Here is a 16332-nt window from a genome sequence, read left to right on the forward strand (position 1 = left end):
TCTTGTAATTGTCCTCTGCAGTCAGATTCCCCCCTCCCAGGGTCAAGCACACCCGCAACAGTCACTCCATCCTGATGCTGACTTTTCCTCAGAACACGCTGGAGCTGGCACATGAGCACTGCAAAAGAAGAAGAAATCGGCCTTCAGACCCTGCAAGATGTGGCGATTCGCACGCTCGCCCTCTGCTACCCGCCCCATGTGCAAGGGCAAGTAACACTGCTGTGTCACTCAGAGAACGCTACATATCGCATCGACACACCGAGCGGGCATCGTTATGCCTTGCGCGTGCACAAGCATGGCTATCACCAGCGGTCCGATATCGAGAGCGAACTGGACTGGCTGAGCGCTCTGCAGGCATCAGGCATTCGAGTCCCGCGGCCCGTCATTGGCCTGGATGGGCACTATGTGCAGAGTGCTGAAGTAGGTTTCGGCAGAGAACTCAATCTGGTGCTGTTCAACTGGGTCAACGGGACCGAGCCCACTGCAGATGTCGACGTCAGTGCCTTCATGCGGTTGGGCGCCATTACCGCAAAGCTGCACCAGCACAGCCAGCAATGGCAGCGTCCTGCCGACTTTCACCGGATTGTCTGGAATCACCAAAGCATGGTCGGCCCCGAGGGACATTGGGGCAATTGGCGAGATGCGGTCAATCTGGACAGCAGCGCGTTTGCTTTGATCGAGGAGGTGTTACAGCGCGTGGAGAGCGAGCTGGCGAGCTACGGTCAGGACGCCAAGCGTTACGGTTTGATTCATGCCGATCTGCGCTTGGCCAATTTGCTGGTCGATCATGAGCACACACACGTTATCGATTTCGACGACTGTGGTTTTGGCTGGTACATGCATGACCTGGCTTCAGCCCTGAGTTTCTATGAGCATCATGATCGACTGAATGACTGGATCGAACATTGGCTGGCCGGTTATGCGGCGGTTAGTCGTTTGACGGCCTATGACATAGCCATGATCCCGACCTTCATCATTCAGCGGCGCATCCAGCTTCTGGCCTGGACCGGAACCCATGCTGACACCCAGCAAGTCCGCAACCTGGGGGCGAACTGGGCGAAACAAAGCGTTGATTTATGCCGGCGATATTTGAACGATGGACTCGCCCAGGTCGCACTTCGATGATGCCCCATGAACGAAATTCGGACACTTTCAAGAAATAGCGCTTTGGCGGCGGCATCGAGTCCTGAGATGCCGACCGAATTACGCGTCAGACTTGCGCCACTGTTTCGGACTCGCCCCGTGCCAACGCCGGAAAGCGCGCGAAAAGGCACTGGTCTCTGAATAACCAAGCAGAAGTGCGAGCTCGGAGATGGGTAAGCTCGTTCGGGTCAGGTAATACTGGGCCAGTTCCTGACGCACCTTTTCGACCAGAGCAGAAAAGGTCAATCCTCTCTCGCCAAGGCGTCGTTGCAAACTCCAGGGTGTAATATTCAGCAGGTCCGCCACTTGCTCGAGGCTAGGCTCCCCCTCAGCCAGCTGAATTCGGATCTGCGCCTGCACATCGTTGATGATGCCATGCCCCCCCTGCTGCTCGCCCCATTGGCGCGCCAACAGTTCCATGCTTTCCATGACGATGGCCAGCAGGCGACCATCCCGATCGGGCATGGCTTTCTCCAGCGCACTCTTCCTGAACACCAGCGAATTACAGGGCTGGCCAAAGAAGACAGGAGCATCGAAGGCCTTACAGTGTTCGTGCCAGGCCTCTGGCTGAGGGTGCTCGAAATGAACCCGCTCAGGGGCCCATTTATGGCCGAGCGCGTGACGCATCAAGTTGGTGAACATGCCCATGGACAGTTCAGCGTCCTGACGCTTGCGAAAGATCGCACCGTACTGGACCTGGTAATCGAGCCGGCACCATTCGCCCTCCACCTCAAGCCGCAGCAAGCTGCCTTGCTGATGAACAGGAAACACCTTCACCACGTTACGCAGTGCGTCTCCCAGGGTTTCCGAACAGATGCCGACATAACCGAGCATACCCAGGCTATCGGGTTTGAATTGATTGCCGTAGCGCAAACCAAAGTTGTCATCCTGGGTCTGGCGCGCAGCCTCTTCGAAGACAGCGCAATACTGCTTGAGATCAAGGCTCAACGTTGGATGCTGCAGATGCTCCGGGTCGAACCCCGCATGACCGAAGATTCGGTCTACATCGCCACCTTTCAGCTGGATGAATTCAGCCAGGCCCGTAGCAGCCGAACTGAGGACGCCAATGGATTGAAGCTGATCGGCGAGTCGTCGCGTAGTGGCAAGTTGCATGGCAACCTCTCACATGAATGCTGATGGGACCGTTAGGTCGGTTTTGGCAAGCACAATATCAATGCAAGGTTCATGCCGTTCTTTGACACACATCCTGTGAGAGATCTGATTGAGCTTAGCAACATTCGATACAGCCTGAATTATCAGCGACCACCGGTCTCTTTCCATCGGTTTTCCTCGAATCAGTGACAAGTCCAAGGAGGCCAAGTGGAGCGGCCAACCCTGAAACTTGAAGGCCGGTCGATGACTGAGTTGCAAAGCATAGACCCTGTTTTTTTCTGGGTTTTGATCGCTGAGCACAAAAATGTGCCAAGCGGTCAAGCGGATATCCATGGTTTGACTGACGATGCCAGTGAACCTAATTGGATAGGAGCTGTGCAGATGTTCTCGTCATTAAGTGGCAAGAGTGTCCTGATCACTGGTGCCAGCAGTGGCATAGGCCTTGGAATTGCCAGGCTGTTTGCTATTCAGGGCGCGCGCGTGTTGATCACCGCCCGTAACGCTGAAAAGGTCGAAGCCGTTGCGGCCGGTATGCGCGCTGATGGGCTGCAGGTACAAGGGGTGGCCGCCGATGTGGCTGACTCAGCGTCCGTCAAGGCATTGATGCGGACCCTGGATGAAATGTACGGCGGCCTCGACGTGCTCTGCTGCAATGCAGGCATTTTCCCCAGCTCGACCCTGGAAAACCTGACCGAGGCCGATTGGGATCGGGTGTTGGCAACCAATGCCAAAGGCACATTCCTGTGCGTGCAAGCCGCCCTGCCCCTCCTGCGACGAGCCGAATACGGTCGGGTGATCCTCACCTCATCGATTACGGGGCCCGTCACCGGCTCCCCCGGTTGGGTTCATTACGGCGCGAGCAAGGCAGCGCAGCTGGGTTTCATGCGTACTGCGGCGATCGAATTGGCCAAGGACGGCATCACCGTCAATGCAGTACTCCCCGGCAACATCATCACCGAAGGTTTTCTCGATGTGGATGCCGAGTACCAGGCCGGCGTGGCCGCTTCGATTCCGGCCAAGCGCCTCGGCACCCCCGAAGACGTTGCCAGCGCTGTCATGTTCTTTGCCAGCCGTGAAGCCGGCTACATCACGGGGCAAAGCCTGATTATCGATGGTGGCCAGGTCCTGCCGGAATCACTTCAAGCTATTGAGTAAGCAGCCAGCCTGAATAAGGAATCTGCCCGTGAACAGCGCGACATCTGCCGACGTGCAGGGCCTGAAAAACTCCCCGAAGTCTCGCCAGTACGCTGCGCACGCGTGCGCATCTGGATTTATCACCACAACCTGATTCCAGAACCATCGTTTGGTCCAAGGCAAGTGACTGCCGCTGGTAATACGCTTTTCTATCCGGCGGCCGGATGAACAAGCAAGAGCGCGGCCTGCGACCTCTTTGTGAATCGCATGCTGAAAGAATCATGCCCGGCTTGAGCACTCTCAAGCCTCACAGATACGAGGATTTACAATGAAAGCGCAAGTACTCAAATCCTTTGGCGGCCCGAATGCGTTCGAACTGACCGAAGTGGCCAAACCCGTACCGCAGGCAGGCCAAGTGCTGGTGCGGGTTCACGCAACCTCCATCAACCCGTTGGATTACCAGGTGCGTCGCGGTGACTACGTCGACTACGTGCCTCTCCCCGCCATTACCGGGCATGACGTATCCGGCGTCGTCGAAGCCGTCGGCCCGGGTGTGACGAGCTTCGTGCCAGGTGACGAAGTCTGGTACACCACGCAAATCTTCGAAGGCGATGGCAGCTATGCCGAGTACCACGTGGCGTCCGAAAGCATCATCGGCAAGAAGCCGGCATCACTGAGTCATCTCGAGGCAGCAAGCCTGACGCTGGTAGGCGGAACGGTCTGGGAAGCCCTGATCGGGCGTGTATCGCTCAGGGTCGGGGAAAGCATTCTGATCCACGGCGGCGCCGGTGGCGTTGGCCATGTCGCGATCCAGGTGGCCAAAGCCATTGGCGCTCGGGTGTTCACCACCGTGCGCGAAGCCAACTTCGAGTTCGCCCGGGGTCTGGGTGCCGATGTGGTCATCGACTACGAGCAAGAGGATTACGTTGACGCCATCCTGCGGGAAACCGATGGCCAGGGCGTCGATGTGATTTTCGACACCATCGGCGGCGACACCTTGACCCGCAGCCCCGATGCACTCGCCCAGCTAGGTCGTGTGGTTTCGATCGTGGACATTGCCAAGCCGCAGAACCTCATTCAGGCCTGGGGCAAGAACGCCAGCTACCACTTCGTCTTCACCCGGCAGAACCGCGGCAAGCTCGATGAGCTGAAGGCATTGGTCGAGCGCGGCCAGCTGCGCCCACATATTGGCGCGGTCTATTCGCTCGCTGATATTTCAAGCGCGCATGCGCTGCTGGAGACGCCCAACAATGGTCTTCGCGGAAAAGTCGCAATTGCCGTCGAACCCTCACTCGCCCCGTAAGTGCATGCAACTGCTGAACTTGCTCTAGAGGAATACCGCAATGATTTATGAAATCGCACTGCTGCCCGTTCACAAAGAACAGATCGAACCCTTCAAACAGGCATTTGCCGAAGTGGTTCACTTGCTCCAGCGGGCCAAGGGTTATGGCGGCCACATGCTCGCGCAGGGAATCGAAAGCCCCGAGCGATTCAACCTGATCGTGCGCTGGGCGTCACTTGAGGACCACACGCCGGGCTTCGAAGCGAGTGACGACCATCAGACGTTCATGCTGGGCCTGGAGGAATTTTTCTCGGAAGAGCCGACGGTCTATCACATCGAGGGAGCGGCTTTCAGTACGGGAAAGGATGAAGACCAGAACGGCATCTTTGGCGTGGCAGTACCTTAAATTGCGCGCAAGCGCTCACAGTCACAGACAGTGGGGTGGAGCAATGGCCAAGGCCGCTGATGTAGTTGTGCAATGCCTGGAGAACGAAGGTGTCGAGTACGTCTTCGGCATTCCGGGTGAGGAAAACCTCGATCTGCTGGAGTCTCTACGCAAATCGAAGATCAAACTGGTACTGACCCGCCACGAGCAATCCGCAGGTTTCATGGCCGCCACCTACGGCCGCCTGACCGGCAAGACCGGCGTCAGCCTATCGACCCTCGGCCCTGGTGCCACCAACCTGGTGACCGCCGGTGCCTACGCCTATCTGGGTGGCATGCCGATGATGATGATCACCGGCCAGAAGCCAATCAAGAAGTCCAAGCAGGGCCGGTTCCAGATCATCGACGTCTGCGGGATGATGGCTCCAATCACCAAATACACCCACCAGTTCGCCTCGGCCGACAACATTCCGGCTCGCATGCGCGAAGCTTTCCGTCTGGCTGAAGAAGAAAAGCCCGGTGCCGTGCACCTGGAACTGCCGGAAGACATCGCCGCCGAGCAGACCGAGAGCACGCCGATTCCGCCGAGCCTGCACCGTCGCCCGTTGGCCGAGCACAAGGCGATTGAAGGCGCGGTAGAGAAACTGCAGAACGCCCGCACTCCAATTCTGGTGATCGGCGCTGGCGCCAACCGCAAGATGACCGCCAAGGTGCTCAAGCAACTGATCGACAAGACCGGCATCCCCTTCGTCACCACCCAGATGGGCAAGGGCGTGGTAGATGAGCGCAACCCACGTTTCCTGGGCAATGCCGCGCTGTCCGCGGGCGATTTCGTGCACCGCGCCATCGAGGCCGCCGACCTGATCGTCAACATCGGCCATGACGTGATCGAAAAGCCACCGTTTTTCATGGTGCGTGGCGGTACCGAAGTCATCCACATCAGCTTCCGTTCTGCCGAAGTCGATGCCGTGTACTTCCCGCAGGTGGAAGTGATCGGCGATATCGCCAACGCCGTGTGGCAGATTGGCGAAGCGTTGCAGATTCAGGACCACTGGGACTTCAGCCGGCTGATGGCGATTCGCGAAGCCAACGAAGAACAGATCGTCGAGGGCGCTGGTGACAACCGCTTCCCGATCTACCCACAGCGCTTCGTCGCTGACGTACGTCAGGCCTTGCCGTCCGAAGGCGTGGTCGCGCTGGATAACGGCATCTACAAGATCTGGTTCGCGCGCAACTACAAGGCGCACAAGCCGAACACCGTGCTACTCGACAACGCTCTGGCGACCATGGGGGCAGGACTGCCTTCGGCCATGGCCGCGCACCTGGTCTGCCCGGACCGGCCGGTGGTCGCGGTGTGTGGCGACGGTGGTTTCATGATGAACAGCCAGGAGTTGGAGACCGCAGTACGCCTGAAGATGAACCTGACGGTCATCATCCTGCGCGACGGCGGCTACGGCATGATTCGCTGGAAGCAGTCGAACATGGGCTTCACCGATTTCGGCCTGGACTACGGCAACCCGGACTTCGTCATGTATGCGCAAAGCTACGGCGCACAAGGCCATCGAGTGGAAAACGCCGCAGGCTTCCTGCCACTGTTGCAGCGCTGCATCAGCGAGCCAGGCGTGCACGTGATCGATTGTCCGGTGGACTACTCGGAGAATGACTTCATTCTCAATGGTGAAATCAAGAGAAGAAGTGCCCTGGTCTGATCTGACCAGACGCGTTTGTCTTGGAGGCGGCACTGCGGTGCCGCCAGTCTTTCCGTATTGAAATCGGAGTGCATCATGCAACTCAAAGACACTCAGCTGTTCCGCCAGCAGGCCTTCATCGATGGTGCGTGGGTTGACGCGGACAGTGGTCAGACGATCAAGGTCGATAACCCGGCAACCGGCGAAATTCTGGGCAGCGTGCCGAAAATGGGCGCCGCGGAAACCCGCCGAGCCATTGAAGCCGCGGACAAGGCACTGCCCGCTTGGCGCGCACTGACCGCGAAGGAGCGTGGGAACAAGCTACGTCGCTGGTTCGAACTGATGATCGAGAACCAGGACGACCTTGCGCGCCTGATGACTTTGGAGCAAGGCAAACCCTTGGCAGAAGCCAAGGGTGAAATCGTCTACGCCGCCTCCTTTATCGAGTGGTTCGCCGAAGAAGCCAAGCGTATTTACGGTGACGTCATTCCGGGCCATCAGCCGGACAAGCGCCTGATCGTGCTGAAACAGCCGATCGGCGTTACCGCCGCCATCACACCGTGGAACTTCCCGGCCGCGATGATCACCCGTAAAGCCGGCCCAGCCCTGGCCGCCGGTTGCACCATGGTGCTCAAGCCGGCTTCGCAAACCCCATTCTCCGCGTTCGCCCTGGCTGAACTGGCGCAGCGTGCCGGAATCCCTAACGGCGTGTTCAACGTGGTGTCTGGCAGCGCCGGCGACATCGGCAGCGAGCTGACCAGCAACCCGACCGTACGCAAACTGACCTTCACCGGCTCGACCGAAATCGGTCGCCAACTGATGGCCGAATGCGCCAAGGACATCAAGAAAGTCTCGCTGGAACTGGGCGGTAACGCGCCATTCATCGTGTTTGACGACGCAGACCTGGACAAGGCCGTCGAAGGCGCGATCATCTCCAAGTACCGCAACAACGGCCAGACCTGCGTCTGCGCCAACCGTCTGTACATTCAGGATTCGGTCTACGACGCATTTGCCGAGAAGCTCAAGGTGGCTGTGGCCAGACTGAAGGTCGGTAACGGCCTGGAAGACGGCACCAGCGCCGGTCCCCTGATCGACGGCAAAGCCGTGGCCAAGGTCAAAGAACATATCGCCGACGCGGTTGCCAAAGGCGCCACCTTGCTGGCCGGCGGCAAGTCCATCGAAGGCAACTTCTTCGAGCCGACCATCCTGACCAACGTGCCCAACAACGCCGCCGTGGCCAAGGAAGAGACATTCGGCCCGCTGGCGCCACTGTTTCGCTTCAAAGACGAAGCTGAGGTCATCGCGATGTCGAACGACACCGAATTCGGTCTGGCCTCGTACTTCTTTGCGCGTGACCTGAGCCGTGTGTTCCGCGTGGCGGAAGCCCTGGAATACGGCATGGTTGGCGTCAACACCGGCCTTGTGTCTAATGAGGTCGCACCGTTCGGTGGCATGAAGGCCTCGGGCTTGGGCCGTGAAGGCTCCAAGTACGGCATTGAAGACTACCTGGAGATCAAATACCTGTGTCTGAGTGTATGAGGCGCCTGATCACGCCTTGTGCTCAACGCTGCCATTAAGCCCCCTGCCCCCATTTGTGCGGGGGTGGATCAGGTCTGAGTCTCGATCATGCTCGCGCCTGAGTGTGTCGAGACAGGGCCAGTGATCGAGCGCGTTCTGGAGCTGCTGCGCAGCTGCGATCGTGTGCTGATGATGCTCAGCCAGTTGCTGCTGAAATGCCGGCGACAGCGTTTGCGCCAGCAACGACTCGAAGGCCCGTCTTGATCGGGTTTCGAGCCGTGATGCGACTTCGAGCCTGGTTCGATCATCAGTCGGCGCGATCAGGCTTCTCAGCCTGTACCAACCGCGCTGCCACAGCATTGCCAGGCTGACGTGCCAGTTGGCTCGGCCGCCATAGGTAGTGATCTGAGTACGCAGGCAGACAATCAGAGCGGAGTAGTTGCGCTCGCGTTCACCAAGAAACTCGCGCAACAGCGCGTCCTGAGCGCCCGATGCGAGTAGTCGACAGGTCCGTCGCCCTTCAACGCAGATGGCCTGCAACCGGATGAGATGAGCAATGGTCTTGTCCAACGTCGGCATGCGCTACGCCTCCCCTGCGCTCGGATGCAAAGAACTGACACCGGGTGCGCGCAGTGTCGCGGCACCCGGTAGACGGATCAGCTCTTGGCACGAGCCACGTCACGCATCGCTCTGACTTCATCGTGATTGCGCAGCACGCCCTGATACTGACGCTCCACCATGCTGCGGATTTCTGGGGGAAGATTCTTGGTCAGCGCTTCGCTGTAGCGCTCCTTGGCCACGTCTTCGCCGCGCTCGGCCTCGTTGAGAATGGCCTCTTCGTCCTTGCCGGTGACCAGTGATTTCAGGTCGACCCAACGGCGGTGCAGGTCTGCTCCCACGCTGGTGCTGTCCTCTGGTTCACCGCCCAATTCCAGGACGGTCCGTTGCAGTTCTTCCGCCGCTTCGGCGCATTGCCGCGAGCGTTGCGAGAAGAGCTGCTTCATGTCAGGTCGTTTGACGTCTTCGGCGCAGATCTTGAAGCCTGCCTCGCCGTCCTTGCAGGTTTCGATCAGCTTGTTGAGGGTACGTACCAGGTCTTTACGATCGTCGGTGAGTTCCATGAGTCGTCTCCAGGCCGGCTAAACGGCCATTGCTGGGTGGTATGTCCCCTGGCGGGGCGTACATGGATTCCGACGCTCAGGCTGCGCGGATCGTTCAGGGAAAATTCCAAGCGGCAGGCTGAGCCGGCTTCAGGTATGCACGCACCAGTTGACTGCCTCGGCCGGCATGCCGAGGCAGTCTTCACGGTGAATCACACCGGCTGCCAGTGCCTCGGAGGCGTTGAGAATGCGCGGCGCAGACATCAGACATTCGAGCACGTTGAGGGGCGCTTCGGCGCCAGCGGTGCACTCGGCGACGATGCTGGCGTAAAGCTGCAGATCGTAGTCCAGGCTCATGGCGTACTCGGACATGCGCGCGTGGTCCACGGCGCCGTTGACCGTCCAGTGAAAGGGATGAAACAGGAACTTGCTATGCGGGCAGGCCGTGCGTGTTTCGCCGGCAAGAAAAATGATGTTGCCCATGGATTCGACGGTGCCGAGGTTGTGCGTCTTCACGGGCACCGGGAGTGAAATGAGGAAGTTGTAGAGGGAGAAGCCGTAGCTGCACTCCCCGCCCATGGTGGCAATCTTCAGCACCAGCTCATCGGCGCCCTGATGGATGGCCTGGCTGCATTTGGCGATCAACTGACCGCAGGTGTAGGAGTTGATCGGGGCGGTGAAATGCACGACGTGGGTTCTCATGATGGTCTCCTCTGCAATGAAATGCCTTTGCGCGGCCTTCTTTTGCAGTGAGTGAAAACGCACGGGAGGGTTTCAATTTTATGCCTCGATGGCTGTGCTGATCATCGCAAGCCCGGCAAAAAGCTTGAACGCAAGCCAGCCAGTGGAACTCTGTCTATTTCAGGGGAGCTTTGTCAGGGGCCGTTTCGTGACCTGGCAGGCGCAATTGCGCCAAATCGAACGAGCATCTTGCTTCCCCAGGGCCGCCGCACCGTCTCCTCCTTCTCCTTGCGGCGGTTCCTTCTTTTCTGACCGGAGACGATCCTGGCCCGCTCTGGAGAGCGGCCGAACTCACACACCATCAGGCAGTCACAACGTCGTGGCCTGCCCACCAGGGCCACGTGCTCGCAACGAACGGACGCATGGGAGAGCATCGATGCCACTGCTCAAACTGCTGCATTTCATGGCGCTGATTTGCTGGTGCGGCGCGCTGCTGTATCTGCCAGCGATGATCGCTGCCGGCACGCGCAGCAGCGACGAGATGTTCTATCGCGACCATGCTCACCTCACCCGCACCGTCTTCAACCTGATCGCAACGCCAGCCGCTCTGCTGGCCATTGGGTCGGGCACCGCGCTGTTTCTACGTGAGTCGATTTTCGACCCTTGGTTGATCGTCAAGCTCACCACGGTCGCCGGGATGGTGCTCTGTCACGCCCTGTGCGGTGTACTGATCCTGCGTATCGAACGTGCCGCCGAACCTGCGCTGCGCCGCGACTGCCTGCTGATCGCTCTGCTGCTGAGCGCCCTGATCGGCGCCACACTGTGGCTGGTGCTGGCCAAACCCTTCTGATCATGGAGTATCCGAGAATATGCCTGGCCTGCCCCGCGCTCTCTACCGTCCAGTAGCTGGCAAGCCGGAGCCGATTGCTTCAGCGTGTATCGACACCCACGCCGTGCTCGTACACCAGGCGCCCGCCCAGATAAGCAGCCAGGCCAATCAGCGCTGCGGTCAGCAGCGACAGATACAGGCCCCAACGCTCCATGCCCTGCTCCGGCCCCGCGTAGCGCAGCAGCCAGTTCAGCGACGCCAACGACAGCATCATCACCGCGATGATGGCATGGCACCAGGCGGTGATCTTGCGCCGGATGCTGCCAACGGTAAGCAGATCGACCAGCCCCGCCATGCTCGCCACCCAGCCACCGAATGCGCCAACGCCCGCCAGCCAGAGACTGGCTCGCGCCCAGAACGGATCGGCCAGCAGCAGATAGGCGATATCGGTCGCCACCAGACCCAGCAGCGCGGCTACCGGAAAGTGGATCATCATCGGGTGCAGCGGATGCCCGGCGATGGCGGCGCGACTGACGATAACTTCCTTTATTTCGGCCATCCCGGCCTCCCTGTACAGGTGAATGATGAGGTGAAACGGGCGCGTCATTGGCTGACACCCTGTTTCAAGTTGACCACGCTGACGCTGGCAGTTCCGTTTCTCGTTGCCTGCGAGGGGCCGCAATCGGCGCTCGATCCGGCCGGGCCGATGGCACGCGAGGTGGCAATGCTGTGGTGGGCAATGTGCGCCTTCGCCACCCTGGTGCTGATCGTGGTGACGGCCCTGTGGGTGCATGCCATGCGCCGCAACAGCCCAAAGATGGACGCCGCACGGGCACATCAGCTGACGCTGCGCTGGCTGGTCGGTGGCGGGCTGCTGCTGCCGACCTTGAGCGTGCTGCTCCTGTTGCTGTTCGGCATACCCATCGGCCATCGCATGCTGCCCTTGCCACTGGCGGGCGAGCAGCCCATGCGTATCGAGGTGGTTGGCCATCAATGGTGGTGGGAGGTGCGCTACCCGGACAGCGGCGTGGTTACCGCCAATCAGCTGCATCTGCCGGTAGGCCGGCCGGTGGACCTCGACGTCAGTAGCGCCGACGTCATCCACTCGTTCTGGGTCCCTCGCCTGGGCGGCAAGATCGACATGATCCCCGGCCGGGACAACCGCATCCGCCTGCAGGCCGATCAGGCCGGCACCTTTCGTGGCCAGTGCTCGGAGTTCTGCGGCACCCAGCACACGCACATGATTCTCGATGTGCAGGCTCACGAGGAGGAAGACTTCGCCAGTTGGCTGCAGGCACGCCGCGAGCAACAGGTCAGCGCCCTGCCCGGCCCGGCTGGCGACGTGTTCGCCGCGCGTTGCGGTCAGTGTCATCGCGTGGCGGGCGTCAGCGAAGGGAATCGCGCGCCGGACCTGAGCGATGTCGGCGCGCGATCGATGCTTGGCGCCGGCGTATTGAGCAATGAACCGGGCGCGCTGTTGCGCTGGCTGCAGGAGCACCAGCGGCTCAAACCCGGCAACGCCATGCCGCTGCATGACGATCTCGACCCCGACCACCTCAGCACCATCGCCGACTGGCTGGAGACCCTGCGCCCGTGACTACGCCAAGCAACGAACAGGTTGCCGCCCAGGAACAACTGCACGATCAGTTCAACGACGTATGGGGTAACCCGCGCGGCTGGAAGTCGCTGACCATCGTCAATCACACCACCGTCGGCATTCGCTTCATGCTCACCGGGCTGGGCTTCTTCCTGTTCGGTGGCCTGCTGGCGATGCTGGTGCGCACGCAGCTGGCGATACCCGGCTACGACTTTCTCGAGCCGGACGTTTACAACCAGGTCTTCACCATGCATGGCACGGTGATGATGTTTCTCTTCGCCGTGCCGATGATGGAAGGCCTGGCGGTCTACCTGATTCCGAAGATGCTCGGCGCGCGCGACCTGGTGTTTCCGCGCCTGTCGGCGCTGGGCTACTGGTGCTACCTGTTCGGTGGGTTGATCCTGTGCGCCAGTCTGCTGCTGGGTATCGCGCCCAAGGCTGGATGGTTCATGTACACGCCGCTGTCCAGCGCCGTGCATACGCCGGGGCCGAACTCGGATTTCTGGCTGATCGGCATCACCTTCGTGGAGATCTCGGCGGTGTCGGCCGGTGTCGAGCTGGTGGTGTCGATCCTGCGCACCCGCGCCGAAGGCATGTCGCTGAACAAGATGCCTATCTATGCCTGGTACATCCTGGTGATGGCCATGATGATCGTGGTCGGCTTCCCTCCGCTGATCCTCGGCAGCATCCTGCTGGAGCTGGAGCGCGCCGTTGGCCTGCCGTTCTTCGAGGTGGCGCGCGGCGGCGACCCGATTCTCTGGCAGCACCTGTTCTGGCTGTTCGGCCATCCCGAGGTGTACATCATCTTCCTGCCGGCGGCCGGTATCGTCTCGACCCTGTTGCCGGTGTTCTGCCAGCGGCCGCTGGTGGGCTACCGCTGGGTGGTGCTGGCGATCCTCACCACCGGTTTCATCAGCTTCGGTCTGTGGGTGCACCACATGTTCACCGTGGGTATTCCGCAGTTGGCGCAGGCGTTCTTCTCCGCGGCGAGCATGCTGGTGGCGATACCGACCGGTATCCAGGTGTTCGCCTGGATCGCCACGTTGTGGGTCGGCCGGCCGCTGTACCACGTGCCGATGCTGTGGCTTGTGGGGTTTCTGGTGATCTTCGTCTGCGGCGGGCTGACCGGCGTGATGCTGGCGCTGGTGCCCTTCGACTGGCAGGTGCATGACACCCACTTCGTGGTCGCGCACATGCACTACGTGCTGGTGGGCGGCATGTTCTTCCCGCTGCTGGCCGGAATCTATTACTGGCTGCCGCATTTTTCCGGACGCATGCCGTCGGTGCGCCTCGGCAAATGGGGCTTCTGGCTGGTATTCATCGGCTTCAACCTGACGTTCCTGATCATGCACTGGACCGGCCTGATGGGCATGCCGCGGCGTATCTACACCTACCAACCCGGCCTCGGCTGGGACCTGCCCAACCTGATCTCGTCGATCGGCAGCTTCATCATGGCCATCGGCATCGCCACGGTGCTGCTGGATATAGTCCTGCACTTTCGCTTCGGCCAGAAGGCCACCAAGAACCCCTGGAACGCTGACACCCTGGAGTGGAGCACGCACCTACCACCGAGCCCCTTCAACTTCGTCAGCCTGCCGCCGGTGCGCACCCGCCACCCCATGTGGGAGCTGCCAGACCTGGAGGAACGCATCGACCGTGGCGAATTCGCCTTGACCGTGATCGATCATGGGCGGCGGGAAACCTGGGGTATCGAACCGCTGACCGGCAAGATGCGCGAGATCATCCACCTGCCGGGCAACAGCTGGCTGCCGTTCGCGGCGGCGGCGTTCATCGCCATCACCTGCCTGGGCCTGCTCAGCAAGTTCTATTGGGTCGCCCTGGCGGCCAGCATCGTCGCCGTGCTGGTGCTGCTGCGCTGGAGCTGGGAGAACGGCGCGCACCCGCTGGCGGCACCGGATGCGCGAGTGCAACCGGGTGAGCCGCCACTGCATTCGCGCACCTGTGACGGGCCTGGACTGTGGGGCATGGGCGTGACCCTGCTGGCCAACGGTGCCTTGTATCTGTCGCTGCTGTTCGGCTGGTTCTATCTGTGGACGGTATCGCCGAACTGGCTGGTGCCGGACGATCCGGTAATCGATCAACGCCTGCTGCTGGCCAGCGCCGTGTTGCTGAGCATCGCCGTACTCTGGCAGCTCCCGGTATTGCGCCGTCTGCGTCAGGGCCAGGGCGAGCCCGCCGCGCTGATCACCTGTTTCAGTGGTGTAGCGCTGCTGGGTGCGCTGCATGCAGGACTGTTGCTCTGGGCGCTGTTGACGGGAGACCTGGCGCCACGCGCCACTGCGCATGATGCAGTGATCGTGGTGATGCTCGTCTACAGCCTGGTGCATGGGGTGCTGGCCAGCATTCTCAGCGCGTTGCAGGGGTTGCGCGTGCACTACGGCTATGTGTGCAAACGCACGCCCTACGAGCCGTTGGTGGTCGAACAACTCTGGCAATACAGCCTGGCCGTGATGTGGATCACCTACTGCAGCGTGGTGCTGTTCCCGCCCACCTTCGGAGGCGTGTGATGCAGCCTTTACGCTCCCCCTATAACCCGATCCATATCCCACTCGGGCTGGTGCTCTGGAGTATCTGGTTCGTCGTGCTGTACGGCGGATTGTCGGTTGGTTGCGCACTGGCGCCGCCTGATCCCGCACAGGGGCAATGGACCTGGCTGAATGCTCTGCTCGCTCTGCTGAGTCTGTTCACCATGGCGGCCCTGCTGGGTTTGGCCTGGCTGTTTCAGCGCGCCGCCAGAAACGAGCGCGAAGGTCAGTCTGCGCGCTTCGTGGCTCGCCTCGCGGCAGGTGTGAACCTGATCGGCGCCATCGCCACCGTCTTCGTCGCCCTGCCTACCTTGAGCCTGCCGCCATGCCTCTGATCCTACTCGCCCTTATCCTTCTGCCTGGCACCGCCGCCGCCCATGGTCTGCTCGACGGCCATCTGCATCTGAACGAGCGTGTACCGCTGCTACTCAGCGCTCTGCTGCTCGGCGCGGCCTGGTTGCTGTACATACTGGGTTGCCACAAGGTGCGCCCGCACGGACGCGAAGCGTTGTGGATGCACCTGGCCATGGTCCTCACGGTACTCGCCGTATTCGGCCCCATCGATGACTGGGCAGAGACCAGCACCAGCCTGCACATGGTCCAGCACATGCTGTTCATGATCGTCATCGCACCACTCTGGGCGCTGGCTCGACCATTGCCGCAATGGCGAGCAGTGCTTGGTGGCTGGATGGCGCCGGTGTCCAACGCGATTCTGCGCAGCGGTCGTTATCCGGTAGCCCTGGCGATGTTGCACGGCGCGATGATCTGGGTCTGGCACACCCCCAGCCTGTACATGCTGGCGCTGGACAACACCTGGTGGCACGCCATCGAGCATGCCTGTTTTCTGTTCAGCGCCTGGCTGTTCTGTTGGTCCTGTCTGCGCGCCAATCCACGGCAGGTGCCGCACGCGCTGATGGCCATTCTCCTGACACTGATGCACACCGGCCTGCTCGGCGCCCTGCTCACTTTCGGTAACACGACGTTCTATGGCGAGTCCCGCGACCTGGCCGACCAGCAACTGGCTGGCTTGTTGATGTGGGTGCCAGGCAGCCTGGTCTACCTCGCTGCTGCCGGCTGGATCAGCTGGCGTTGGCTGACACGGATCTGGCGTCGGCAGGCACGAGAAGGTACGGAGAACTCCCTGTAGCGCATCTTTCAGGCGCGCCAACCTCTTGTACAACTTGTATTCAGGTTTTCCGCTGATGGTCAGCGCTTCTGCCGAAACCATGTTGCAGATTTGGTTCAGAGTATTTTTTCTGTCAGTGCGAAGCAGTTGGCTTATTCCCAGCCGCAAGGTGCTGTGTTCAAACAATAAAG

Annotated in this window: 16 protein-coding genes; 11 read left to right on the top strand and 5 right to left on the bottom strand. The window is 60.6% G+C overall.

All coding sequences use genetic code 11. The features are described 5' to 3' along the window. The first annotated feature begins 111 nt into the window (after window positions 1-111). Complete coding sequence (locus JWV26_RS22165) at window positions 112-1125, top strand: phosphotransferase enzyme family protein (RefSeq protein ID WP_093052231.1); 1014 nt, start codon at window positions 112-114, stop codon at window positions 1123-1125. A gap of 78 nt (window positions 1126-1203) precedes the next feature. Here JWV26_RS22165 and qhpR read toward each other — a convergent pair whose 3' ends face one another. Continuing rightward, window positions 1204-2256, bottom strand: coding sequence for an AraC-like transcriptional regulator QhpR (gene qhpR / locus JWV26_RS22170; protein ID WP_093052228.1), 1053 nt, complete (start codon window positions 2254-2256; stop codon window positions 1204-1206). A gap of 243 nt (window positions 2257-2499) precedes the next feature. Between qhpR and fabG the strand changes: the two genes are divergently transcribed. From fabG to gabD, 5 genes are all read left to right on the top strand, one after another. After that, window positions 2500-3411, top strand: a complete 912-nt coding sequence (fabG, locus tag JWV26_RS22175) for a 3-oxoacyl-ACP reductase FabG (protein WP_239692313.1) — start codon at window positions 2500-2502, stop codon at window positions 3409-3411. 307 nt (window positions 3412-3718) lie between these two features. Continuing rightward, window positions 3719-4693 carry a zinc-dependent alcohol dehydrogenase family protein gene (locus JWV26_RS22180; protein WP_093052225.1) on the top strand — a complete coding sequence of 325 codons (975 nt, stop codon included), beginning with the start codon at window positions 3719-3721 and terminating at the stop codon, window positions 4691-4693. A gap of 40 nt (window positions 4694-4733) precedes the next feature. After that, window positions 4734-5078 (top strand): antibiotic biosynthesis monooxygenase family protein, encoded by a 345-nt coding sequence (locus JWV26_RS22185; protein ID WP_074915044.1) that lies wholly within the window; start codon window positions 4734-4736, stop codon window positions 5076-5078. 43 nt (window positions 5079-5121) lie between these two features. Next, window positions 5122-6765 (top strand): acetolactate synthase large subunit, encoded by a 1644-nt coding sequence (locus JWV26_RS22190; RefSeq protein WP_074915046.1) that lies wholly within the window; start codon window positions 5122-5124, stop codon window positions 6763-6765. A gap of 75 nt (window positions 6766-6840) precedes the next feature. Then, on the top strand, window positions 6841-8283 hold the full coding sequence (gabD, locus tag JWV26_RS22195; RefSeq protein ID WP_072423968.1) for an NADP-dependent succinate-semialdehyde dehydrogenase: 1443 nt from the start codon (window positions 6841-6843) through the stop codon (window positions 8281-8283). Between the two features lie 9 nt (window positions 8284-8292). Here gabD and JWV26_RS22200 read toward each other — a convergent pair whose 3' ends face one another. The 3 genes from JWV26_RS22200 to JWV26_RS22210 all read right to left on the bottom strand — a co-directional run bounded on the left by JWV26_RS22200 (window position 8293) and on the right by JWV26_RS22210 (window position 10064). Continuing rightward, complete coding sequence (locus JWV26_RS22200; RefSeq protein ID WP_074915048.1) at window positions 8293-8841, bottom strand: PA2169 family four-helix-bundle protein; 549 nt, start codon at window positions 8839-8841, stop codon at window positions 8293-8295. A gap of 77 nt (window positions 8842-8918) precedes the next feature. Then, window positions 8919-9383, bottom strand: coding sequence for a ferritin-like domain-containing protein (locus tag JWV26_RS22205; protein ID WP_072423966.1), 465 nt, complete (start codon window positions 9381-9383; stop codon window positions 8919-8921). 129 nt (window positions 9384-9512) lie between these two features. Beyond that, entirely contained in the window at window positions 9513-10064 is a 552-nt protein-coding gene (locus JWV26_RS22210; RefSeq protein ID WP_074915050.1) for an ATP-dependent Clp protease proteolytic subunit, read from the bottom strand. 415 nt (window positions 10065-10479) lie between these two features. On the opposite strand from JWV26_RS22210, the gene JWV26_RS22215 reads away from it, so the two are divergent. Continuing rightward, a complete protein-coding gene (locus tag JWV26_RS22215; protein ID WP_072423964.1) occupies window positions 10480-10893 on the top strand; it encodes a CopD family protein in 414 nt (137 codons plus the stop codon). Between the two features lie 79 nt (window positions 10894-10972). Here JWV26_RS22215 and JWV26_RS22220 read toward each other — a convergent pair whose 3' ends face one another. Further along, the gene (locus JWV26_RS22220; RefSeq protein WP_013715587.1) at window positions 10973-11431 is read right to left on the bottom strand and encodes a DUF2231 domain-containing protein; all 459 of its coding nucleotides are present in this window, start codon (window positions 11429-11431) and stop codon (window positions 10973-10975) included. A gap of 147 nt (window positions 11432-11578) precedes the next feature. Here JWV26_RS22220 and coxB point away from each other — a divergent pair, with 147 nt between their 5' ends. Genes coxB through JWV26_RS22240 form a run of 4 tightly spaced genes read left to right on the top strand, consistent with a single transcriptional unit; the run spans window position 11579 to window position 16162 of the window. Further along, a complete protein-coding gene (gene coxB / locus JWV26_RS22225; protein WP_074915260.1) occupies window positions 11579-12469 on the top strand; it encodes a cytochrome c oxidase subunit II in 891 nt (296 codons plus the stop codon). Continuing rightward, entirely contained in the window at window positions 12466-14997 is a 2532-nt protein-coding gene (gene ctaD / locus JWV26_RS22230; protein ID WP_074915052.1) for a cytochrome c oxidase subunit I, read from the top strand. The genes coxB and ctaD overlap by 4 nt, the downstream gene beginning before the upstream one ends. Next, window positions 14997-15350, top strand: a complete 354-nt coding sequence (locus JWV26_RS22235) for a hypothetical protein (RefSeq protein ID WP_206417833.1) — start codon at window positions 14997-14999, stop codon at window positions 15348-15350. Before ctaD ends, JWV26_RS22235 begins: the two co-directional genes overlap by 1 nt. Beyond that, window positions 15341-16162 (top strand): cytochrome c oxidase assembly protein, encoded by an 822-nt coding sequence (locus JWV26_RS22240; protein ID WP_206417834.1) that lies wholly within the window; start codon window positions 15341-15343, stop codon window positions 16160-16162. Before JWV26_RS22235 ends, JWV26_RS22240 begins: the two co-directional genes overlap by 10 nt. The last annotated feature ends 170 nt before the right edge of the window (window positions 16163-16332 follow it).

Source organism: Ectopseudomonas toyotomiensis (assembly GCF_017167985.1).
In the GTDB taxonomy this organism is placed as follows: Bacteria; Pseudomonadota; Gammaproteobacteria; order Pseudomonadales; family Pseudomonadaceae; genus Aquipseudomonas; species Aquipseudomonas toyotomiensis.